This is a genomic window from Isoptericola sp. NPDC019482 (genome assembly GCF_040632295.1).
GTDB lineage: Bacteria > Actinomycetota > Actinomycetes > Actinomycetales > Cellulomonadaceae > Isoptericola.
In genome coordinates, this window is record NZ_JBEYBQ010000002.1 from 1 (window position 1) to 20,643 (window position 20,643).

The window sequence follows — 20,643 nt, forward strand, 5'->3', positions numbered from 1 at the left end:
ACTCATCGCCCGCGAGATCTACCACGTCCTAAGAACCCCGACCCAAACCACCGGCAGCACCTACCCCGCCCCTTGACGATCCATAGGAGCATCCGGTGCGGCCCGCTCCGGGCCTCCCTCAGCACGCACCGGGGCCCCGCACGCGCTGCGTGCGGGGCCCCGGTGTTCTGTCAGGCTGCGTGGCAGGTCAGCCCTGGCCAAACTCCGAGTAGGGGATCACGTCGTCCGCGGAGGGCGCCGTGACGTCGACCGGCTCGCCCCACTTGCTGAACGTGGACTCGACGACCATCTCCTGGCCCTCGACCTCCATCGTGATGTCGGCCTCCAGGGGCAGGCCCCGCGGGTCCACCTTGTAGACCGTGGAGATCTCGCCGAGCTGGTCAGCGGTCGACGCGTCGATGCCTGCTGTTCCGTCCTTGACCTTGGACGGGTCGATCGTGGCCGTGTAGACCTGGGTCTCGACGCCGTCCACGGTCTCGGTGCCGGTGTGCTCGAACGACGTGACGGCGTCCGCCATCGCCTCTGCCTGCGAGGCGGTGTCCATGGACTCCATCGAGTCGATCGTGCCTGCGAGGGCCGGGTCCTCCGCCATGTCGTCGGCGGTCATCGACAGGTACTTGCCCTGGGTCATCTCCCCCATGGACAGGTAGATCGTGCCGTCGAGCAGCACGATGTCCATGTCCATGCCCATGACCGCCATGGACATCTGCATGGTCGTCTCGTCGAACGTCGGGCCGTAGGCCACGTCGGCCGTCGTGGTGCTCTCGGTCATCCCCGCCGACTCGGCGAGCTCGCCCGAGTACGTCAGCTCCATGTGAGCGCTCGACGCCTCTTCCTGCGCGGCCTGCATCTGCCCGGCCAGGTCCGTCATGGTCGAGACCGTCGAGATCTTCGCCGCCGGCTCGTCGGCGGCCTGCTCGCCGACGGCGGGCGCCGCGGGCCCCTCGCTCCCGCAGGCGGCCAGGGAGAGGGCGACCAGGCCCGCCGATGCCAGGGCCACGGTCTTCTGGGGGACGCGCATGGTGCTCCTTCTCAGGGAATCGTGAAGTTTCATTGCATCACGGGACCGTCGCACGGTGAACGGGTCGGACCGCGCCTTCGCGGATCGTTGTCGATCCGTGTCCCGCGTCGTCCGCCCCGGGGCTCCCGGGGAACGGCGAAGGGCCCCGCACGCGACTCGCGTGCGGGGCCCTTCCCAGGAGCAGAAGCCTCAGTGGGCGTGCTGCCCGCGGCTGAACTCGAACACCCAGCCGACCAGGCCGATGACGCCGAGGATGAAGCCGATGTAGAGCACCCACCAGCCCACGGCCAGCCCGAGGAACGCGACCGCCGCCGCGCCGGCGATGACCAGCGGCCACCAGCTCCACGGCGAGTACACGCCCTGGTCACCGGCGCCCTGCTCGATCTCGCCTTCCTCGTCGTCCTCCGGGCGGAGGTCGATGCGGCGCGCGGTGAGCGCGAGGTAGGCACCCACCATGGCCATCAGCGCACCCACCAGCGGGATGCCGAGGTAGCCGACCGGCTCCTGGAACTGCGTGACGAGGCCGTAGATCACGCCGACCACGACGAAGAACGGTGCGAGAAACAGGAAGAGCTTGATCTCGATCTTCACTTGCGGTTCTCCCCCTCGTCCTCGATGACCGTCGTGCTCGACTGTGCCGCGTCGGACTGCGCGCTGTCGCGCCGCTCCTCGACGAGCTGCTGGTGCCCGCGACGGTCGGGGTCACCGTAGACCTGGACCAGAGGCCCGTGGCCCGGCGCCTGCTCCATCGCCGCGACCTCCGGGTGGTGCAGGTCGAACGCCGGCGACTCCGAGCGGATGCGCGGCAGCGACGTGAAGTTGTGTCGCGGCGGCGGGCAGCTGGTGGCCCACTCGAGCGAGCGGCCGTAGCCCCACGGGTCGTCGACGGTGACCTTCGGCGCGTTGCGCCAGGTCGTGTAGACGTTCCACAGGAACGGCAGGGTCGACGCCGCCAGGATGAACGCGCCGATGGTCGACACCTGGTTCTCCCAGGTGAAGCCCTCCTCCGGCATGTAGTCCGCGTAGCGGCGCGCCATGCCTTCGACACCCAGCCAGTGCTGGATGAGGAAGGTCATGTGGAAGCCGATGAACAGCAGCCAGAAGTGGACCTTGCCGAGGCGCTCGTTGAGCATCCGCCCCGTGAACTTCGGCCACCAGAAGTAGAAGCCGGCGAACATCGCGAACACGACGGTGCCGAAGACCACGTAGTGGAAGTGCGCCACCACGAAGTACGAGTCGGACAGGTGGAAGTCCAGCGCGGGGCTCGACAGGATGATGCCGGTCAGGCCGCCGAAGAGGAAGGTCACGAGGAAGCCGATCGACCACAGCATCGGTGTCTCGAACGTGAGCTTCCCGCGCCACATCGTGCCGATCCAGTTGAAGAACTTCACGCCGGTCGGGATGGCGATCAGCATCGTCATGAAGGCGAAGAACGGCAGGAGCACCGCGCCGGTGACGTACATGTGGTGGGCCCACACCGTCACGGACAGCGCCGCGATCGCGATCGTCGCGTAGATCAGGCCCTTGTAGCCGAAGATCGGCTTGCGGCTGAAGACCGGGAAGATCTCCGACACGATGCCGAAGAACGGCAGCGCGATGATGTACACCTCGGGGTGGCCGAAGAACCAGAAGAGGTGCTGCCAGAGGATCGCCCCGCCGTTCTCGGGGTTGAAGACCTGAGCCCCGAGGCGACGGTCGGCGCCCAGCGCGAAGAGCGCGGAGGCCAGCGGCGGGAAGGCCATCAGCACGAGCAGGCTCGTGACGAGCGTGTTCCACGTGAAGATCGGCATCCGGAACATGGTCATGCCCGGCGCGCGCATCGTGATGATCGTGGTGATGAAGTTGACGGCACCGAGGATGGTGCCGAAGCCCGCCAGCGCGAGGCCGAACACCCAGAGGTCTCCGCCTAGCCCTGGACTGAACGTCGTGTTCGACAACGGTGCGTACGCGAACCAGCCGAACGACGCCGCACCCTGCGGGGTGAAGAAGCCCGCCGCCGCGATGAGGCCGCCGAAGAGGAACAGCCAGTACGCGAACATGTTGAGCCGCGGGAACGCGACGTCGGGCGCACCGATCTGCAGCGGCATGATCACGTTCGCGAAGCCCGCGAAGAGCGGTGTCGCGAACAGCAGCAGCATGATCGTGCCGTGCATCGTGAAGAGCTGGTTGTACTGCTCCTTGCTCTGCACCACCTGCAGGCCGGGCATGAACAGCTCGGCGCGGATCAGCAGGGCGAGGATGCCTCCCACGGCGAACCAGATGAACGACGTGATGAGGTACAGGTAGCCGATCGTCTTGTGGTCGGTGGAGGTGATCCACTTGACCACGGTGCGACCGAGGTTCTGGCGCTTCGGCGCGAGACCGGGGATGACCTCGACGTCGTGCGCGGGGGCAGTCGTGGCCGCCATCAGTTCTCGACCTCCGGGAGGGTGTCTTCCTGCGGGAAGTTCGCGTCGTGCTGCTGGCGGTTCAGGTCGAGCCCGAGCTCGCCCGTCTGGCCCGCGGCCTCGAGCTCGGCCATGTGGGCCTCGTACTCCGCCTCCGGCACGACCTTGACGTTGAAGAGCATCCCGGAGTGGAACTCACCGCAGAGCTCGGCGCACTTGCCGGCGTACGTGCCCTCACGGGTCGGTGTGACCTGGAAGGTGTTGGTGCGGCCCGGGATCATGTCCTGCTTGTACAGGAAGGCCGGGATCCAGAACGAGTGGATGACGTCGCGGGAGTCCAGCGTGAACTCGACCGTCTTGTCGACCGGCAGGTAGAGCGTCGGGACGTCCTTGGACGTGCCGGGGGCGCCGTCCACCTCGTCGTCGACCGTCTGGCCACCGACGTCGAGCAGGTGCTGCCCGGAGTCGTACACGTCGTCCGTCAGGTAGTTGAAGTCCCAGCTCCACTGCTTGCCGATGACCTGGATCTCCACGTCCGGCTGAGCGGTGGTGTCCTGCACGGCCGACATGTCGCGGTCCGTGTAGAAGAACAGGACGAGGATCATGATCGTCGGCACGGCCGTGTACATGATCTCGAGCGGCATGTGGTAGCGCGTCTGGATCGGGAGCTGGTGGTCGTCCCGGCGCTTGCGGTAGGCCGCGACGCACCACAGCATGAGGCCCCACGTGATCACACCGACGATCAGCGCCGCGATCCAGGAGCCGACCCAGAGGTTGGTGATTCGCTCGGTCTGGTTGGTCACCTCCCCGTCGGCGTAGCCGGGCAGGTATCCGCGCTTGACGGAGTCGCTGGCACAACCGGAGGCCAACACGGCGACGGCGCCGGCGATCGCCGTCGCGCGCAGGATGACCCGCCGGGTGCGGGTGGGGCTCTTCGAGTGCAAGGGAGGCCTTTCACGTCACGTCCTGCCCGACCGCCACGGCCCCTCTGGGCAACAGGCACGCGGACAGGACCTTCGTCCTCGATGAAGTGCAGCCTAGCGCGCCCGGAGCAGGTTCGACGCCGCAAAAGCCCCCTCGGGGCGTGACTCTTTCCGCACGGGACGTCCACAACTCCTTCTTGCACACAGACCCCAGGAGAGTGTCAGATCGATCCTCCGGAGTGTCAGATCCTCCGGGCCGTCCCGGACCCCGGCCGACCGGACCTCGACGCCCCGAAGATGGCACGATCGTGCCCCGGACGCCCCTCCCGCGCCCGCCCGGCGCACCCCGACGCGGTGCCGGGACGCACGTCAGCCCCACGGAGCACGCCTGTGACCGACACCACCGACCCGACCGGGAACCACTCCCCCGCCGCGCCACCCCCGGCACCGCCCTCGGCGTCCGGCTCGCGGGTGCACCTGGACAACGGTGGCGGCGCCCCGCTGCACCCGCTGGCCAGGCAGGCCCTCCTGCAGGCGCTCGACGACGGCTGGGCCGACCCGCACCGGCTGCACACGGAGGGACGCCGGGCGGCCCGGCTCCTCGACGGCGCACGGGAGGCGGTCGCCGCCGTCCTGGGCGCGCGCACCGAGGAGGTGCGGTTCACCCCCAGCCACGCCGGCGCGCTCCGCGACGGCCTGCGGGGCACGGCACAGGCCCGGCGCCGCGCCGGCGGCGACGTCGTCGTGGGCGGCACCGAGCGCGCGGCGGTGCTGCACGCGGCGACGGCCGCCGCACGGGCTCAGGGCGGCGAGCGCGTCGTGGTCGACGTCGACCGCCGCGGCCGCGTCGACGCGGACACCTTCGCGGACCGCGTCGCGCGCCCCGGCGTCGCGCTGGCCGCGCTGCAGCACGCCAACGGCGAGGTGGGCACGCGGCAGCCGCTCGAGGCCGCGCACGACGCCGCCCGGGCCGCGGGGGTGCCGCTCCTCGTGGACGCGGGCGCGTCGCTGGGTCACGACGTCGTCCCCGCCGCCTGGGACCTCCTCGCCGCGCACCCCGCCGACTGGGGCGGGCCCGCCGGGGTGGGGGTGCTCGCCGTGCGCCAGCGCGTCCGGGCCGTCCCGCCGGAGCCGGAGGACGCGGACCCGTGGGCGCCCGGCGGGGTCAGCGTGCCCGCCGCCTTCGCCGCCGCCGTGGCCCTGCAGGCGACGACGTCCGACCGCGCCGCCGAGGACGTCCGTCGGCGCCGCCTGGCCGACCGCGTGCGGGCCGCGGCCGCCGCGATCCCCGACGTCGAGGTGGTGGGCGCCCCGGACGACCGCCTCCCCCACGTCGTGACCTTCTCCTGCCTGTACGTGGACGGCGAGGCCCTGGTGACGGAGCTGGACCGGGCCGGCTTCGCCGTCGGCTCCGGCTCGGCCTGCACCGCGAGCACCCTGGAGCCGTCGCACGTGCTCGCGGCGATGGGGGTGCTCACGCACGGCAACGTGCGGGTCGCCCTCGACCGCTCGACCACCGAGGCGGACGTCGACCGCTTCCTCGCGGTGCTGCCGGGCGCCGTGCGGCGCGTGCGGGACGTGCTCGGGGTGGCAGGGCTGTGAGCGCGCACGACGCCGGCGCCGACGCCGTGGTGGTCGACGCCCGCGGCCTGCGCTGCCCGCTGCCGGTGATCCGGCTGGCCGCGGCCGCCCGCGGCCTGCCCGCCGGGACCGTCGTGACCGTCCTGTCGACCGACCCGGCCGCCCGCCACGACGTGCCCGCGTGGGCGCGGATGCGCGGGCACGCGACCGTCGGCGAGGCCGGGACGACGAGGGACGACGACGGCGCGACCACGTGGTCGATCACCGTGCGGCTCGGGGCCACGACCTGACGGTTCCTGCCCCGACCGGCACCGACCGCGACCGCCCGGAACGACGACGGCCCGGCCGCCCCGTGGTGGGGCGGCCGGGCCGTCGAAGTCGCTCAGCGGTTCAGCTGAAGGAACCGCCGCAGGCGCAGGAGCTGCCGGCGTTCGGGTTGTCGATCGTGAAGCCCTGCTTCTCGATGGTGTCCGCGAAGTCGATCTTCGCGCCCTCGAGGTAGGGCACGCTCATGCGGTCGACGACGACCTCGACGCCGTCGAAGTCGCGCAGCGCGTCGCCGTCGAGGAGACGCTCGTCGAAGTACAGCTGGTAGATCAGGCCGGAACAGCCGCCGGGCTGGACGGCCACCCGCAGACGGAGGTCGTCGCGGCCCTCCTGCTCGAGCAGGCTGCGAACCTTGTCGGCGGCGACGTCGGACAGGTCCACGGCGTGCGTGGCGATCTCGGTGGTGTCGGTCATGCTTCCTCCAACAGGCGGACCGGTACGGCTGTTCCCGATCCTACGCGCGAATTCCGGGAGCGCGATGACGCGGCTCACAGGTGCGGCGCGACGGACGTCGTGCGGGTCGCGAGGCTCACGCCCAGGACGGCGCCCAGGTCCGCGCCACCCGCCCGGTCGCGGCGAGGACGTCGGCCCCGGTCTCGTGCACGCCGCTCACGCCGGCGCCCGACCACTCACGACGCGAGACCTCGCTGCGCCCGGCCAGCACCACGACCGGCACGGCGTGCGGGGCGGCGGCCGCCACGGCGGCGGGGACGTGCCCCTCGCGCAGGGTCGTGCCGTCCAGCGCGGGCACGTGCACGACCACGAGGTCGGACGCCGCGACCGGTGCCGCCAGCGGACCCTCCTCCGGTCCCGCGACGGTCGCCAGCCCGAGCGCCGCGAGCGGCACGAACACGCCCGCGGGCGCCTCGCCGGGCGGCGCCGGTTCGGGCAGGACGACGGTGGTCACGTCGCACGACGGCGCGGCCTCCCGCCACGCCGTCGCGAGCGCGCGGGCCAGTGGGGCGGCGTCCTCGCCGACGCAGAGCAGCACCTGCATCCCGTGATCGTGGCACAGCCCGGCGGCGGGCGGCGAACGCCCGCCGTCGCGCGCGCGAGCCGTGGGTGCGGACGCACGGCGCGCCGCGCGCCGCCGCTGTGAAAACATGGGCCGGTGACCACCCTGCTGAACGACATCGCGGGCACCTCGGCCGGCAGCACGACCGGCTTCGCCGAGCCCGCACCCTCCGCGCTGCTGCTCCTCGGCCAGGGCCGCGACCTCGCCTCCGAGCGAGGCGTCGAGTGCACGGGGGCGCTGCCGTCGCCGTCGGACCCGGACCTGGTGGAGCGGGCCCGCGCCGCGCGCGCCGCGCTCGGCGAGCGTGCGTTCGTCCTCGGCCACCACTACCAGCGCGACGAGGTCATCGACTTCGCCGACGTCACCGGCGACTCGTTCAAGCTGGCGCGGGAGGCCGCCGCCCGCCCCGAGGCGGAGTTCGTCCTGTTCTGCGGCGTGCACTTCATGGCCGAGAGCGCGGACATCCTCACGTCGGACGCGCAGCAGGTGGTGCTGCCCGACCTGGCCGCGGGCTGCTCCATGGCGGACATGGCCGAGATCGGCCAGGTCGAGGAGGCGTGGGCGGTGCTGCAGGACGTCGGGATCGCCGACGACACCGTGCCCGTGACCTACATGAACTCCTCCGCGGCGATCAAGGCCTTCACGGGCCGCCACGGCGGCACCGTGTGCACGTCGTCGAACGCGCAGGTCGCGCTGCGCTGGGCGTTCGACCGCGTCGGCGGCGTGGAGGGCACCGGCAAGGTGCTGTTCCTGCCGGACCAGCACCTGGGCCGCAACACCGCCGTCCTGCAGCTCGGCCTGAGCCTGGACGACTGCGTCGTCTACGACCCGCGCAAGCCGCTGGGCGGCCTCACCGAGCAGCAGCTGCGCGACGCGCGCATGATCCTGTGGCGCGGGCACTGCTCGGTGCACGGGCGGTTCTCCGCGCGCAACGTCGAGGACGTCCGCGCGAAGGTGCCCGGGGTGACGGTGATGGCCCACCCCGAGTGCAAGCACGAGGTGATCACCGCGGCGGACCAGGTGGGTTCCACCGAGTTCATCATCAAGGCCCTGGACGCCGCCGAGCCCGGCAGCGCCTGGGCGATCGGCACCGAGCTCAACCTGGTGCGCCGCCTCGCCAAGGCGCACCCGGACAAGCAGGTGCACTACCTGGACTCGACCGTGTGCTTCTGCTCGACCATGAACCGCATCGACCTGCCGCACCTCGTGTGGGCGATGGAGTCGCTGGTCGAGGGACGCATGGTCAACCGGATCGTGGTCGACGCCGACGACGCGCACTGGGCGCGCGTGGCGCTCGACCAGATGCTGGCGCTGCCCGGGATCTGACGGGCCGACCGGGGCCACAGCGGGCCACAGCGGGCCACGGCGGCCCCGACGACGCGGGAGTAGGCATGAGCACCGACGGCGGTCTTCACATCGGGATCTTCGTGTTCGACGACGCGGAGGAGCTCGACGTCGTCGGGCCGTTCGAGGTGCTGTCCGCCTGGGCGGAGCACTCCGCCCTCAAGCCGCACGTGAGCACCTTCTCGCGCGACGGTGACGGGGTGCGCCTGGCGAAGGGGCTGCGGCTCGTGCCCGCGCACTCCGCCGACGACGTGGGCCCGCTGCACGTGCTGGTGTACCCGGGCGGCTGGGGCACGCGCGCGATGGTCGCCGACCCCGCCCACCTCGAGTGGCTGCGGCAGGTACGCCTGCAGACCCCGGTCCTCGCGAGCGTGTGCACCGGCGCGCTGGTGCTCGCGGCCGCGGGGCTGCTGGCCGGACGGCCGGCGACCACGCACCGTGACCACTACGACGAGCTCGCCGAGATCGACCCGAGCGTCGTCGTGGACACGGAGGCCCGGTTCGTCGACGACGGGGACGTCGTGACGGCGGCCGGGGTCTCGGCAGGGATCGACATGGCCCTGCACCTGGTGGCGCGGCTGGAGTCGCCGGAGGCCGCCCGCGCCGTGCGGCGCGGGATCCAGTACGACCCGGCTCCCCCGGTCTGACGCACGCACGACGGTCACCGGTACCTGATACCGGCGGTCGCCGATATAGCCTGCGCGGGTGACTCGAATGATCCAGCTCACCTGGGCGTCCCTGCGCCCCCGCAAGCCGGTACCCGGTCAGAGCCTGCTCGACCCGTCCGTGACCCGCATGCGCGTGCACCCCGGCGACCTCGACCTGTACCTGCACGTGAACAACGGCTCGTACCTGCAGATGATGGACGTGGCGCGGTCGAACTTCATCGCCGACCTCGACGGCTTCGCCAAGATCGGCGACCGCAAGTGGTACCCGGTGGTCGCCGCGTCGACGATGACGTACAAGCGCTCCCTGAAGCTGGGCGACCGGTTCGAGATCGCCACGCGCGTGCTGGGCTGGGACGAGCGCGTGATCTACATCGAGCAGGTCTTCACCTGCCGTGGGCAGCTCTACGGCCGCGGTCTCGTGGCCGGCCGCTTCCTCGGCCCGGGGAGCTCCCGCATCTCCGCGCCGGACGTCGTCGCGCTCATGGGGCCCGAGGCCCCGTCGCAGAGCCCCGCGCTGCCCGACGACGTCGCCGCCTGGGCGACGGCGGTCGACGTCGCGCACCGGGACCGCTCGGCGGCCTGACCGGTCCCGTGACGGTGTCGCAGCGGGCCGTCCGTCAGCCGGGGTCGACGTCGCCGAGCGCCCGCGCCTCGCTCAGCGCGCTCCGGACGGCGTCCCCCTCGGCGCCGCCGCCGGCCGCCGCCGCGAGTGCCTCGAGCTCGGCGACGAGCTCGCGCGCCGCGGCGTCGTCCCCGGCCCGCACGGCCAGCTCGGCGAGGTAGGCGAGCGCGGGCGCGAGCTCGCCGGCGGGCGGGGCCGCGTCGGCCGTCCGGGCGCGGCGGACGGCGCCTCCCAGGACCTTGCGGGCCTGGGCGACGTCGCCGTGCGAGTCCCCCACGACGACGGCGTTCTCCAGCGCTCGCGCCAGCGGTCCGCCGCCTCCTGCCGTCCAGGTGGTCGTGCCGCCCTCGCCCGCGACGACCGGCGTGTCGGGCAGCCGGGTGACCCGCACCCAGTTGCCCGCCGGGTCGACCAGGCTGAACCCGCTGAGACCCGCGTTGTTCGCCCGCTTCCGCGGCCGGGTCACCCGCGGCGCCCCCGCCAGGGGCAGCCGCCCGAACAGCGTGCGCAGACCGACGGCGAACGCCTCGTAGACCGGCGCGGTGTCGGGGACGGCCACGACGCACGTCGAGTGGCTCTGCTCCGGGTCCCAGCCGGGCATCCCGTAGTACTGCAGCTGGAGCGCGCCGCGGCCGAAGGCCACGATCGGGTTGGGCCGGCGCTGCCGGTAGGTGACCTCGAGCCCGAGCGTCGTCCAGAAGGCGACCAGCTCGTCGAGGTCGGCCTCGTCGCCCCCGCAGGGCAGCAGCGGCACCATGACCGCCCGGGCGACCGCGCGCTCGAAGCCGTCCTCGGAACCCGCGCCCGTCACGTCGTCCCCGGCCATCCCGTCGGTCCCCTCAGCCCTCGAGGTCCGCGACCCGGCGCAGCAGGAGCGCCTCGGCGAGGACCACCTTGCGGAGCTCGCCCAGGTGCACCGACTCGTCGGCGCCGTGCGCGCGGGAGTCCGGGTCCTCGACGCCCGTGACGAGCACGGCGGCATCGGGGAAGAACTCGAGCAGGTCGGCGATGAACGGGATGGAGCCGCCGACGCCCACGTCCACCGGGTCCGTGCCCCAGGCCGCCGCGAACGCGGAGCGCGCCGCCCGCATCGCCGCGGTGTCGTCCGCCGCGTGGAACGCCCGCCCCTGCTCGCCCGGCCGCCACGTGACCCGCGCCCCGAACGGGGCGTGCGCCTCGAGGTGCGCGCGCAGCGCGTCCTCCGCCGCCTGCGGCTCCTGCCCCGGCGGGATGCGCAGCGACAGCTTCGCCGCAGCGCGGGGCGCGATCGTGTTGGACGCGTGGGCGACGCTCGTGGCGTCGATGCCGATCACCGAGAGGGCCGGCTTGGTCCACAGCCGGCCGGCGATGGTGCCCTCGCCCGCCAGGGTCACGCCGTCGAGCACCGACGAGTCGGCGCGGAACGCGGCCTGGTCGTAGTCGACCTCCGGCTCGGGCGCGCTCACCAGGCCGGGCACCGCGACGTTGCCCGCGTCGTCGTGCAGCGTGGCGATCAGCCGGGCCAGCAGGGTGTTCGCGTCGAGCACCGGACCGCCGAACATGCCCGAGTGCACCGCGTGCCCCAGCACCTCGACCTCGACGACGCCGTCGACGAGGCCCCGCAGCGACGTGGTGAGGGCCGGCACGCCGACCTTCCAGTTGGTCGAGTCGGCGACGACGATGACGTCCGCGGCGAGCAGCTCGCGGTGGTCGGCGAGGAACTGCCGGAAGCTCGGGGAGCCCGACTCCTCCTCCCCCTCCACGAAGACCGTGATCCCGACGGGCACGTCGGCGCCCGTCTCCTGCGCGAGTGCGGCGAGGGCGCGCAGGGCGCCGACGTGCGCGACCAGGCCGGCCTTGTCGTCCGCGGCGCCGCGCCCGTACAGGCGCTCGCCCACCTGGACCGGCTCGAACGGGTCGGTCGCCCACGCCGCGGCGTCGCCGGGCGGCTGGACGTCGTGGTGCGCGTACAGCAGCACGGTCGGGGCGCCGGCAGGCGCGGGGCGGCGGGCGACGACGGCGGGCGCACCGGGCGTCCCGTCGGGCCGGTCCGACCGCAGGATCCGCACGTCGGGCAGCCCGGCGTCGCCCAGCAGAGCGGCCACGGCCTCGGCGCTCGCCGCGACGTGCGCCTGGTCGAAGGCCGCGGCGGAGACGCTCGGGATGCGCACGAGGCGCTCGAGGTCGGCCTGCAGGGCGGGGAACTGCCGCTCGACGTGCGCGCGCAGGGTAGTGGCGTCGTCGGAGGCAGGGGCGTTCGAGGAGGTGGCGTGGGTGTCGGTCACGCGGCTCACGCTACCCGCGCGCTCGACTACCCTGGGAGCGTGTTCTCCCGCAACAAGCCCGACGCGACGCCGTCGTCCCCCGACTCCACCGACCCCGTCGACGCGGCCGCCGAGATCGAGCAGGCCGGCACGCCCTCCGGCAAGGGCCGCCCGACGCCCAAGCGCAGCGTGTCCGAGGCCGCGAACAAGCGCCCCCTGGTGCCGAACGACCGCAAGGCGGCGACCAAGGTGGCGCGGGAGAAGGCGCGCGAGCAGCGCAACCTCGAGTACAAGGCGATGCAGACCGGCGACGAGCGCCACCTGCCGCCGCGCGACAAGGGGCCGCTCAAGCGCTACGTGCGCGACTACGTGGACGCGCGCTGGAACCTCGGCGAGTTCTTCCTGCCGGTCGCGTTCGTGTTCATCGTCCTGAACTTCTTCGTCATGAGCAACGTGACGCTGGCGGGGCTCGTGCTGGTGCTCCTGTACGCCGTCGTGCTGTTCACCATCGCGGACGCCTTCCTGCTGTGGCGCGGGCTCCGGAAGCGGCTGCGGGCCAAGTTCGGCGAGGTCCCCAAGGGCACGATGATGTACGCCGTCATGCGCGCGTTCCAGATCCGCCGGTCGCGCCTGCCCAAGCCGTCGTCGAAGAAGCACGGCGTCTGGCCGGAGTGACCTCCCCGACCTGCGGTCATGCCTAGGCTGGGCGCATGGTCAACTACCGGTACCTCGGCAACAGCGGTCTGAAGATCTCCGAGATCACCTACGGCAACTGGCTCACCCACGGCTCGCAGGTGGAGAACGACGTCGCGACGCAGTGCGTCCACGCGGCCCTCGACGCGGGCATCACGACGTTCGACACCGCGGACGTCTACGCCAACACGAAGGCCGAGCAGGTGCTCGGCGACGCCCTCGCGGGGCAGCGTCGCGAGTCGCTCGAGATCTTCACCAAGGTGTACTGGCCGACGGGCCCGGGCGGCCCCAACGACACGGGCCTGTCGCGCAAGCACGTCATGGAGTCGATCAACGGCTCCCTGAAGCGGCTCGGCACGGACTACGTCGACCTGTACCAGGCGCATCGCTACGACACCGAGACGCCGCTCGAGGAGACGATGCAGGCGTTCGCCGACATCGTCCGCCAGGGCAAGGCGCTGTACGTCGGCGTCTCCGAGTGGACGGCGGACCAGATCCGCGCCGGCGCGGCGCTGGCGAAGGATCTCGGCTTCCAGCTCATCTCCTCCCAGCCGCAGTACTCCATGCTGTGGCGGGTCATCGAGGACGAGGTCGTGCCGGCCTCGCAGGAGTGCGGCCTGTCGCAGATCGTGTGGTCGCCGATGGCGCAGGGGGTGCTGTCCGGGAAGTACGTGCCCGGACAGCCGCTGCCCGCCGGGTCGCGTGCGACCGACGAGAAGGGCGGGGCGCGGAGCATTCAGCGGTTCCTCGACGACGACGTGCTCACCCGCGTGCAGAACCTGCGGCCCGTCGCCGACGAGCTGGGCCTGTCGATGGCGCAGCTCGCCGTCGCGTGGGTGCTGCAGAACGACAACGTCGCGGCGGCCCTCGTCGGCGCGTCCCGGCCCGAGCAGGTCGCGGAGAACGTCAAGGCCTCCGGCGTGACGATCCCGGCCGAGCTCATGGCCCGGATCGACGAGGTCCTCGGCGGCGTCGTCGAGCGCGACCCGGCGAAGACCGCCGAGAACGCGCCGAAGACCCGCGTGGCCTGACGGGCCTCGCCGGTCACCCTGAGCGGCCGACATGACCTCCCCGACCCGGCCCGCCCGCGCCGCCGACGCCGAGGCCCTGTGGCCGCTCGCGCGCGACTTCGCGACCAGCTTCCGGCCCCGTCGGGACGCGTTCGACGACACGCTCGTCGCGCTCCTCGCCCGGGACGACACCCTGCTCGTCGTCGTCACGGAGCCGCCGGACGACGTGCCGCTCGGCTATCTCCTCGCCGGCACGCACCTGACGTTCCTCGCGAACGGCCCGGTCTGCTGGGTGGAGGAGGTCATGGTCGACCCGGCGCACCGCCGTCGCGGGCTCGGCGCCGCGCTGATGGACCACGCCGAGCGGTGGGCGACGGCGCGCGGGGCGGCCTACGTCTCCCTGGCGAGCCGGCGCGCGGGTGTCTTCTACGAGGCCCTCGGCTACGACGCCTCCGCCACCTTCTACCGCCGCGACCTGCCTTCCAGCAAGCGATCCGTCGCGCCATGACGGGTCGCGGCGCGACGGATCGTTTGCTGGGAGGCAGGTCGGTCAGCGGTCGCCGTGCTCCCGGGCGACGACGTCGAGCGCGCGGGCGATCTCGCGGCCGCGCCGCGCGACGTCGGCGTCCGTGGGTCGGTGCTCCGCCGCAGCGGCGGCAGGGGCGGCGGGCGCGCCACCGGTGAGGCCCGTGGGCACGAGCCAGCGCCATCGCACGGTCGCCTGCACCACGGGCCCGACGCCGAGCGCGAAGGCCACGGTCGCCCAGCCGAACGTCCCGCCGAGCAGGATCCCGGCCAGCACGACGACGACCTCGATGACGGTCCGCACCAGCCGCACGGACCGGCCCGTGCGCTGCACGAGGCCGGTCATGAGCCCGTCGCGCGGGCCCGGGCCGAGCCGCACCCCGATGTAGGCGGCCGTCGCCACGCCGTTGAGCACGATGCCGCCGAGGGCGAGCGCCACGCGGGTGACCGGGCCCGGGTCGGGCACGAGCCAGGCCACCGCCGCGAGGCACGGCCCGATCGCGAGGCTGATGACGACGACGTTCGCGACGGTGCCGATCCCCGGCCGCTGCCGCAGCGGCACCCAGGCGAGCAGCACGAGCACGGACGTCAGCGCGACGACGGCGCCGAACCCCAGGCCCGTGCTGCGCACCAGTCCCTGGTGCAGCACGTCCCAGGGCATGCCGCCCTGCCCGGCGTGCAGCATCATCGCCATCGACCACGTGAAGGCCAGCAGCCCGAGGAGGAGCTGCGTCGCGCGGCGGACGGGGCCCCAGGTCATCGCCGGAGCACTTCCGGGCGCGACGGCGGACACGCCAGCCGACACGGCGGCGTCCGACACCGCGGCGTCGGGCGCGGCGGCCCGCGGGGGCGTGGGCGCCACGGCGGACGAGGCCCGGGGCGCGCCCGATCGCGGGCCGCGCACGGCCGGCCGGCGGAGCGGAGGGCGCCGGAGACGGCGGGAGGGACGGCGGACAGGGCGGGCGGTCGTGCTCATGCTCCTACCCTCCGCTCCAATGGCCTTGCAATCCATATCCAATAGGGCGACAGTGGCCCCGTGACCGTCGTCTCCCCACCTTCCGCCCCGTCCGCGCCGCCCGCCGTCCGGCAGCTCTCCCCCGCGGCCACGGCACGCCTGCTCGGCGACTGGCGCGCGGGCGGGCCGGCCTACCTCGCGCTGGCGGACGCCCTGCGCGCGGCGGTGCTCTCCGGCAGCCTCCCGCCGCTCACCCGGGTGCCCAGCGAGCGCGAGCTCGCGGCGGCCCTGCGGGTCTCGCGCACCACGACGTCCGGCGCCTACGCCCGCCTGCGCGAGCTCGGCTTCCTCGCCAGCCGCGTCGGCTCAGGCACCGTCACCACCCTCCCGCGCGGTGCCGGCGCCACCCGCGGGAGCGTCCCCGCCGCGGCGGGCGACGCGCCCACCGACCCGCCCGGCGACGAGCCGTCCGAGGCCCCCGTCGACCTCGCCCAGGCGACGCCGTCGGCCACCTCCGCACTGCACGACGCGTACACCGCGGCGCTCGAGGTGCTGCCCGGCTACCTCGCCACGGGCGGCTACGCGCACCTCGGGGTCGAGGTGCTGCGGTCCGCCATCGCCGACCGCTACACCGCGCGCGGTGTGCCGACGACGCCGGAGCAGATCCTCGTCACCACGGGAGCGCAGCAGGCGATCTCCGTGCTCACCGCGGCGTTCGTCGGGCGCGGCGAGACCGCCGTCGTCGAGTCGCCCACGTACTTCCACGCGCCCGAGCCGGCCCGCCGCCTCGGCGCCCGGGTGGTCGGCGTCCCCGTCGGCGACGTCGAGACGCTCGCGTCCGCCGTGCGCCGCACCCGGCCCCGGCTCGTCTACCTGGTGCCGGACTTCCACAACCCGACCGGCACCACGATGTCGGCCGAGGCGCGTGCCGCCGTGCGCGAGCTCGCGGACCGCACGGGCACGACCGTGGTGGGCGACGAGACCCTCACCGACCTGGCCCTCGAGCCGGGGTCGCGGGTGCCGGTGCCGTTCGCGGGCGACGGCACGTCCCCCCACGTCGTGACGATCGGGTCGGCGTCGAAGTCGTTCTGGGGCGGGGTGCGCGTCGGCTGGGTGCGCGCCGACCCCCAGGTGGTGCGCCGCCTGGCGCGCGTGCGGGAGTCGGCGGACATCGCCACGCCCGTGCTCGAGCAGCTCGCCGTCGTCGAGCTGCTGCGCCGCGCCGACGCGATCCTGCCCGGCCGCGTCGCCGAGCTGCGGTCGCGGCGCGACCTGCTCGTCGACCTGGTCCGCGACGCCCTGCCGGACTGGCGGGTCCCCGTGCCGGCCGGCGGGCTGTGCCTCTGGGCCGACCTGGGCCGACCCCTCGCGCAGGCGCTTGCGGCGGCCGCGGTGCGCCACGGCGTCCTGGTCACGCCCGGCCCGGCGTTCACGCCGGACCGGTCGTCGCGCGACCGCGTGCGCCTGACGTTCACGCGCGATCCCGACCAGCTCGCCGCCGCGGTGCCGCGGCTCGCCCGCGCCTGGGGCCAGGTGGGCGCCTGAGCGCGCCGCGGCGCCGGCGGTGAGACCCGTCAGACCGAGGGCAGCACCACGCCCGGCGTCGCCTGCGCGCCGTCGTGCAGCAGGCGGGCCAGGGTCGCGCCCCCGCCGGCCAACTCGCGCCAGTGCTCCCCGAGCCACTGCTCCGCGTCGTACTGCGTGGTGAAGACCGGGCTCGGCACGACGAGCGGGCGGCCCTCGCCGTCGTCCAGCGCCCACTCCCAGTGCGCCCGGATCACGCGGCGCTCCCGGTGGCGTCGTCGCCGGTGCCGTCGTCGCCGTGGCCGAGGCTGCCGGCCGCCACCGACCCGCGCGTGCGGGTCAGGGCGCGGTTGACCCGCGACGGCCAGAACGGGCCGGCATAGATGAACGACGTGTACCCCTGCGTGAGGTCGGCGCCGGCCCGCAGGTAGGCGCGCACGTCGTCGGCGCCCGAGATGCCACCGACGCCGATGATCGCCGGGTCGGGCCCGAGACGTTCGCGCAGCCGGGCCACGACCTGGAGCCCGCGCTCGAGGAGCGGCGGGCCGGACAGCCCGCCCGGCCCGCGGTCGTGCCCGATGGTCGTGTTCACGGCGACGACGCCGTCCAGGCCGAGCTCGGTGACGAGCTCTGCCACGGCGTCGACGTCGGCGTCCGCGAGGTCCGGGGCGATCTTCACCAGGAGCGGGACCCGCCGGACGCCCGCGGCGACGGTGGCCTCGTCGGCCGCGGCGCGCGCGACGGTGAGGATGGGGCGCAGCTCGGCCGTGGTCTGCAGGTCGCGCAGCCCGGGGGTGTTCGGTGACGACACGTTGACCACGAGGTAGTCGGCCCAGGGGGCGAGCTCGCGGGCGCAGGCGGCGTAGTCGTCGGCGGCGGCCTCGGCGGGCGTCGTCTTGTTCTTGCCGATGTTGGCGCCGACGACGACGGCCCGGCCCGCGGGCGTGGCCCGCAGCTCCCGGAGCCGCGCGGCCGCGGCGGGGGCGCCGTCGTTGTTGAAGCCCATGCGGTTGCGGATGCCCCGCACGTCGAGCTCGCGCCACATGCGCGGCGCCTCGTTGCCGGGCTGCGGGCGCGGCGTGACCGTGCCGATCTCGACGAAGCCGAAGCCGAGCATCGTCAGGCCGCGGATCGCGCGGGCGTTCTTGTCGAACCCGCCCGCCAGGCCGAACGGCGCGGGCACGGTGCGCCCGAGCACCTCGATGCTGCCCGGCCCGCCGCTGCCCCGGCCCAGGTACGGCGCGATGGCCCCCTGGACGACGTCGCGCAGGACCGGCACGCGACCGGCCAGCGAGATGGCGCCGAACGCGAGCTCGTGCGCGCGCTCGGGGTCCATCCGGCGGAAGACGCCGTTGAAGAGCAGGGTGTAGGGGCTCATCGGACCTCCGGGTCGGCGGGGTTCGGCTCGGGTGCGGTCGGGGGCGGAGCGGTCGGTGCGTCCTCGGGGCGGGGCCGCGTGCGCCACAGCCACCACAGCCCGACGAACGGCAGCACCAGGGGCACGTAACCGTAGCCCTGGCCGAAGCCGGACCACACGGTCGTCTCGCCGAAGACGTCGGGCGACGCGACCGAGGCGGCGCCCACCGCGAGCACGCCCACGGCCTCGAAGCCGACGGTCACCCAGGCGACGACGCGCCAGCGCGGGCCGCCCTTGGCGAGCGCGACGGTGGCCAGCACGTACACGACCGCGGACAGCGTGGACAGGGAGTAGGCGACCGGCGCCTCGGAGAACTTGGTGGCCAGCTCGTACGACGAGCGCCCGATCGCGGCGAAGGCGAGGATGCCGTAGACCGTGACGAGCAGGCGGCCGAAGCCCGTGCCCGTCCGCCGTCCGGCCGGGGCCGTCGGGGGCGTGGTGGCGCTCATGCCGCCCCCCAGATCTGCCAGAGCCGCCAGTCGAGGAAGGCCACCGTGAGAGCGGCCACCGCCAGGACCACGGACGACCACTTGGTGCGCTCCGCGAACGCCCAGATCGCCGCGACGGGCAGCACCACCAGCGCGGTGGCGACGTAGCCCCAGAACAGCGGCCCGTCGACGGGGTGGTCGCGGGCGACCATGAGGATGCCGGCCACCACCGCCTGCACGACGACGAGCGCCTCGACGACGGCGGCGCCGATCAGCTGCTTGAGGATGACGGCGCGGTCGCGGACGACGAACCACAGCGCCCACGCGGCGAGTGCGGCGCACGCCAGCAGGACGACGATGAGCAGGGGAAGGACCACGCCCGCAGACTACCGGCCGCCGGGCGCCCGACGGCGGCCGCGGGACGGGGTTAGCATCGGCGCGTGGCAGACCTCACCCTCACCGGCAAGAATCCCAGCTCCCTCAAGGTCGACGCGCTCGTCGTCGGGACGTGCTCCACCTCGGACGGCGTCGCCGTCGTCGCGGACCAGCTGCCCGAAGCGTTCGTGCGGCAGATCGAGACCCTCGCCCCCCGCCTCGGCGTCACCGGCGCCCGCGACGAGGTGCGGCGTGTGCCCGCCGGCGACGGCGTCTCGGCCGACGTCGTCGTCCTCGCCGGGCTCGGGGAGCGCGCGGCCGACGGCACGTTCCCGCACGAGGTGCTGCGCTCCGCCGCCGGCGCCGCGACGCGTGAGCTCGCCGGCACCGGCACGGTCGCCCTCGCGCTGCCCGCGGTGGACGAGGACGAGCTCGGCGCGGTGGTCGAGGGGGCGCTGCTCGGCGCCTACTCGTACACCCGGTACCGCACCGGCAAGGACACCAAGGGCGCCGTCGGCAGCATCCAGGTCGTGACGACCTTCGCGCGCTCGGGCCGTGCCAAGGCCGCGGTCGCGCGCGCCGAGGTGCTCGCGGCGGCGGTGCACGGCACCCGCGACCTGGTCAACGACGCCCCGAACGAGCTGTTCCCGGCCGCGTTCGCCGACGCCGCGAAGGCCGCGGCCAAGGGCGTCAAGGGCCTCAAGCTCACGGTGCTCGACGACAAGCAGCTCGCCGCGGGCGGGTACGGCGGCCTCGTGGGCGTCGGCCAGGGCTCGTCGCGCGGCCCGCGCCTCGTCAAGCTCTCGTACACGCCGGCCAAGGCCACCGAGAAGGTCGCCATCGTCGGCAAGGGCATCACGTTCGACACCGGCGGCATCTCGCTCAAGCCGCCGGCCAGCATGCCGACCATGAAGTCGGACATGGCGGGCGCCGCCGCCGTGCTGCACACCGTCCTCGCGGCCGCGCGCCTCGGCCTGCCGGTCGCCGTCACCGGGTACCTCTGCCTCGCGGAGAACATGCCGGGCGGCAACGCCCAGCGCCCCGCCGACGTCATCACGATCCGCGGCGGCAAGACCGTCGAGGTCACCAACACCGACGCCGAGGGCAGGCTCGTCATGGCGGACGGCCTCGTCGCCGCCGTCGAGGACGGGCACGACGTCGTCCTCGACATCGCGACCCTCACCGGCGCGCAGATGGTGGCGCTCGGCAACCGCACGTCCGGCGTCATGGGCACCGACGCCGTGCGCGACGAGGTCAAGGCCGCCGCCGACGTCGCCGGCGAGGCGTTCTGGCCGATGCCGATGCCCGCAGAGCTCAAGGCGGGGCTGAAGTCGACCGTCGCGGACATGGTCAACTCCGCCCCCAGCCGCTGGGGCGGCATGCTCTTCGCCGCGCACTTCCTCGCCGAGTTCGTGGGTGACACGCCCTGGGCCCACCTCGACATCGCGGGCCCGTCGTACAACGAGGGCTCGTCGTTCGGGTACACGCCCGCCGGCGGCACCGGCGTCGGCGTCCGCACCCTGCTCGCGTTCCTCGAGGGGCGCGCGGGCGCCTGACGCGCCCCACCCGTTCCACGACCAGACCG

At 73.8% G+C, this 20,643-nt stretch carries 23 protein-coding genes; 10 read left to right on the forward strand and 13 right to left on the reverse strand.

The window, feature by feature from the left end:
• Positions 1-187: 187 nt before the first annotated feature.
• The 4 genes from ABZ493_RS01935 to coxB form a co-directional block, all read right to left on the reverse strand.
• A complete protein-coding gene (locus ABZ493_RS01935; RefSeq protein ID WP_430580496.1) occupies positions 188-1,021 on the reverse strand; it encodes an LppX_LprAFG lipoprotein in 834 nt (277 codons plus the stop codon).
• 189 nt (positions 1,022-1,210) lie between these two features.
• Positions 1,211-1,612 (reverse strand): cytochrome c oxidase subunit 4, encoded by a 402-nt coding sequence (locus ABZ493_RS01940; protein ID WP_430580497.1) that lies wholly within the window; start codon positions 1,610-1,612, stop codon positions 1,211-1,213.
• On the reverse strand, positions 1,609-3,429 hold the full coding sequence (gene ctaD / locus ABZ493_RS01945; RefSeq protein ID WP_430580498.1) for a cytochrome c oxidase subunit I: 1,821 nt from the start codon (positions 3,427-3,429) through the stop codon (positions 1,609-1,611). The genes ABZ493_RS01940 and ctaD overlap by 4 nt, the downstream gene beginning before the upstream one ends.
• On the reverse strand, positions 3,429-4,352 hold the full coding sequence (gene coxB, locus ABZ493_RS01950; protein WP_430580499.1) for a cytochrome c oxidase subunit II: 924 nt from the start codon (positions 4,350-4,352) through the stop codon (positions 3,429-3,431). Before coxB ends, ctaD begins: the two co-directional genes overlap by 1 nt.
• A gap of 369 nt (positions 4,353-4,721) precedes the next feature.
• Between coxB and ABZ493_RS01955 the strand changes: the two genes are divergently transcribed.
• Positions 4,722-5,933: an aminotransferase class V-fold PLP-dependent enzyme gene (locus ABZ493_RS01955; RefSeq protein WP_430580500.1), complete on the forward strand. Its 1,212-nt coding sequence runs from the start codon at positions 4,722-4,724 to the stop codon at positions 5,931-5,933.
• Positions 5,930-6,202, forward strand: a complete 273-nt coding sequence (locus tag ABZ493_RS01960; protein ID WP_430580501.1) for a sulfurtransferase TusA family protein — start codon at positions 5,930-5,932, stop codon at positions 6,200-6,202. The genes ABZ493_RS01955 and ABZ493_RS01960 overlap by 4 nt, the downstream gene beginning before the upstream one ends.
• Positions 6,203-6,302: 100 nt before the next feature.
• Here the strand turns inward: ABZ493_RS01960 and erpA are convergent, their stop codons facing one another.
• Both erpA and ABZ493_RS01970 read right to left on the reverse strand, forming a co-directional pair.
• Complete coding sequence (erpA, locus tag ABZ493_RS01965; protein WP_429764277.1) at positions 6,303-6,653, reverse strand: iron-sulfur cluster insertion protein ErpA; 351 nt, start codon at positions 6,651-6,653, stop codon at positions 6,303-6,305.
• Between the two features lie 115 nt (positions 6,654-6,768).
• Positions 6,769-7,236: a hypothetical protein gene (locus tag ABZ493_RS01970; RefSeq protein ID WP_430580502.1), complete on the reverse strand. Its 468-nt coding sequence runs from the start codon at positions 7,234-7,236 to the stop codon at positions 6,769-6,771.
• 135 nt (positions 7,237-7,371) lie between these two features.
• Here ABZ493_RS01970 and nadA point away from each other — a divergent pair, with 135 nt between their 5' ends.
• The 3 genes from nadA (at position 7,372) to ABZ493_RS01985 (ending at position 9,849) form a co-directional block, all read left to right on the forward strand.
• Positions 7,372-8,580 (forward strand): quinolinate synthase NadA, encoded by a 1,209-nt coding sequence (gene nadA / locus ABZ493_RS01975; RefSeq protein WP_430580719.1) that lies wholly within the window; start codon positions 7,372-7,374, stop codon positions 8,578-8,580.
• Positions 8,581-8,645: 65 nt separating this feature from the next.
• Positions 8,646-9,245, forward strand: coding sequence for a DJ-1/PfpI family protein (locus tag ABZ493_RS01980; RefSeq protein WP_430580503.1), 600 nt, complete (start codon positions 8,646-8,648; stop codon positions 9,243-9,245).
• 67 nt (positions 9,246-9,312) lie between these two features.
• The gene (locus ABZ493_RS01985; protein WP_430580720.1) at positions 9,313-9,849 is read left to right on the forward strand and encodes an acyl-CoA thioesterase; all 537 of its coding nucleotides are present in this window, start codon (positions 9,313-9,315) and stop codon (positions 9,847-9,849) included.
• 34 nt (positions 9,850-9,883) lie between these two features.
• Here the strand turns inward: ABZ493_RS01985 and ABZ493_RS01990 are convergent, their stop codons facing one another.
• On the reverse strand, positions 9,884-10,714 hold the full coding sequence (locus ABZ493_RS01990) for a hypothetical protein (RefSeq protein WP_430580504.1): 831 nt from the start codon (positions 10,712-10,714) through the stop codon (positions 9,884-9,886).
• A 13-nt stretch (positions 10,715-10,727) separates the two neighbouring features.
• Positions 10,728-12,095, reverse strand: a complete 1,368-nt coding sequence (locus tag ABZ493_RS01995; protein WP_430580721.1) for a dipeptidase — start codon at positions 12,093-12,095, stop codon at positions 10,728-10,730.
• A 96-nt stretch (positions 12,096-12,191) separates the two neighbouring features.
• Between ABZ493_RS01995 and ABZ493_RS02000 the strand changes: the two genes are divergently transcribed.
• The 3 genes from ABZ493_RS02000 to ABZ493_RS02010 are packed head-to-tail and all read left to right on the forward strand — an operon-like array spanning position 12,192 to position 14,342.
• Positions 12,192-12,806, forward strand: coding sequence for a DUF3043 domain-containing protein (locus ABZ493_RS02000; protein WP_430580505.1), 615 nt, complete (start codon positions 12,192-12,194; stop codon positions 12,804-12,806).
• A gap of 35 nt (positions 12,807-12,841) precedes the next feature.
• Entirely contained in the window at positions 12,842-13,855 is a 1,014-nt protein-coding gene (locus ABZ493_RS02005) for an aldo/keto reductase family protein (protein ID WP_430580506.1), read from the forward strand.
• A 31-nt stretch (positions 13,856-13,886) separates the two neighbouring features.
• Positions 13,887-14,342 carry a GNAT family N-acetyltransferase gene (locus tag ABZ493_RS02010; RefSeq protein ID WP_430580507.1) on the forward strand — a complete coding sequence of 152 codons (456 nt, stop codon included), beginning with the start codon at positions 13,887-13,889 and terminating at the stop codon, positions 14,340-14,342.
• 42 nt (positions 14,343-14,384) lie between these two features.
• On the opposite strand, the gene ABZ493_RS02015 is transcribed toward ABZ493_RS02010, so the two are convergent.
• Positions 14,385-15,119, reverse strand: a complete 735-nt coding sequence (locus tag ABZ493_RS02015; protein ID WP_430580508.1) for a hypothetical protein — start codon at positions 15,117-15,119, stop codon at positions 14,385-14,387.
• 276 nt (positions 15,120-15,395) lie between these two features.
• Here ABZ493_RS02015 and ABZ493_RS02020 point away from each other — a divergent pair, with 276 nt between their 5' ends.
• Entirely contained in the window at positions 15,396-16,859 is a 1,464-nt protein-coding gene (locus tag ABZ493_RS02020) for a PLP-dependent aminotransferase family protein (protein WP_430580509.1), read from the forward strand.
• Positions 16,860-16,888: 29 nt separating this feature from the next.
• Here ABZ493_RS02020 and ABZ493_RS02025 read toward each other — a convergent pair whose 3' ends face one another.
• Genes ABZ493_RS02025 through ABZ493_RS02040 form a run of 4 tightly spaced genes read right to left on the reverse strand, consistent with a single transcriptional unit; the run spans position 16,889 to position 19,060 of the window.
• Positions 16,889-17,095 (reverse strand): hypothetical protein, encoded by a 207-nt coding sequence (locus tag ABZ493_RS02025; RefSeq protein ID WP_430580510.1) that lies wholly within the window; start codon positions 17,093-17,095, stop codon positions 16,889-16,891.
• A complete protein-coding gene (locus ABZ493_RS02030) occupies positions 17,092-18,216 on the reverse strand; it encodes a quinone-dependent dihydroorotate dehydrogenase (RefSeq protein ID WP_430580511.1) in 1,125 nt (374 codons plus the stop codon). Before ABZ493_RS02030 ends, ABZ493_RS02025 begins: the two co-directional genes overlap by 4 nt.
• A complete protein-coding gene (locus ABZ493_RS02035; protein ID WP_430580512.1) occupies positions 18,213-18,704 on the reverse strand; it encodes a hypothetical protein in 492 nt (163 codons plus the stop codon). Before ABZ493_RS02035 ends, ABZ493_RS02030 begins: the two co-directional genes overlap by 4 nt.
• A complete protein-coding gene (locus tag ABZ493_RS02040) occupies positions 18,701-19,060 on the reverse strand; it encodes a hypothetical protein (RefSeq protein ID WP_430580513.1) in 360 nt (119 codons plus the stop codon). Before ABZ493_RS02040 ends, ABZ493_RS02035 begins: the two co-directional genes overlap by 4 nt.
• A 63-nt stretch (positions 19,061-19,123) precedes the next feature.
• On the opposite strand from ABZ493_RS02040, the gene ABZ493_RS02045 reads away from it, so the two are divergent.
• Positions 19,124-20,614 (forward strand): leucyl aminopeptidase, encoded by a 1,491-nt coding sequence (locus tag ABZ493_RS02045; protein WP_430580514.1) that lies wholly within the window; start codon positions 19,124-19,126, stop codon positions 20,612-20,614.
• Positions 20,615-20,643 lie beyond the last annotated feature (29 nt).

Coding starts and splice junctions, on each gene's coding strand:
- ABZ493_RS01935 (WP_430580496.1), bottom strand. CDS start 1,021: ATGCGCGTCCCCCAGAAGACCGTGGCCCTGGCATCGGCGGGCCTGGTC.
- ctaD (WP_430580498.1), bottom strand. CDS start 3,429: ATGGCGGCCACGACTGCCCCCGCGCACGACGTCGAGGTCATCCCCGGT.
- erpA (WP_429764277.1), bottom strand. CDS start 6,653: ATGACCGACACCACCGAGATCGCCACGCACGCCGTGGACCTGTCCGAC.
- ABZ493_RS01970 (WP_430580502.1), bottom strand. CDS start 7,236: ATGCAGGTGCTGCTCTGCGTCGGCGAGGACGCCGCCCCACTGGCCCGC.
- ABZ493_RS01980 (WP_430580503.1), top strand. CDS start 8,646: ATGAGCACCGACGGCGGTCTTCACATCGGGATCTTCGTGTTCGACGAC.
- ABZ493_RS01985 (WP_430580720.1), top strand. CDS start 9,313: ATGATCCAGCTCACCTGGGCGTCCCTGCGCCCCCGCAAGCCGGTACCC.
- ABZ493_RS01990 (WP_430580504.1), bottom strand. CDS start 10,714: ATGGCCGGGGACGACGTGACGGGCGCGGGTTCCGAGGACGGCTTCGAG.
- ABZ493_RS02005 (WP_430580506.1), top strand. CDS start 12,842: ATGGTCAACTACCGGTACCTCGGCAACAGCGGTCTGAAGATCTCCGAG.
- ABZ493_RS02010 (WP_430580507.1), top strand. CDS start 13,887: ATGACCTCCCCGACCCGGCCCGCCCGCGCCGCCGACGCCGAGGCCCTG.
- ABZ493_RS02015 (WP_430580508.1), bottom strand. CDS start 15,119: ATGACCTGGGGCCCCGTCCGCCGCGCGACGCAGCTCCTCCTCGGGCTG.
- ABZ493_RS02030 (WP_430580511.1), bottom strand. CDS start 18,216: ATGAGCCCCTACACCCTGCTCTTCAACGGCGTCTTCCGCCGGATGGAC.
- ABZ493_RS02035 (WP_430580512.1), bottom strand. CDS start 18,704: ATGAGCGCCACCACGCCCCCGACGGCCCCGGCCGGACGGCGGACGGGC.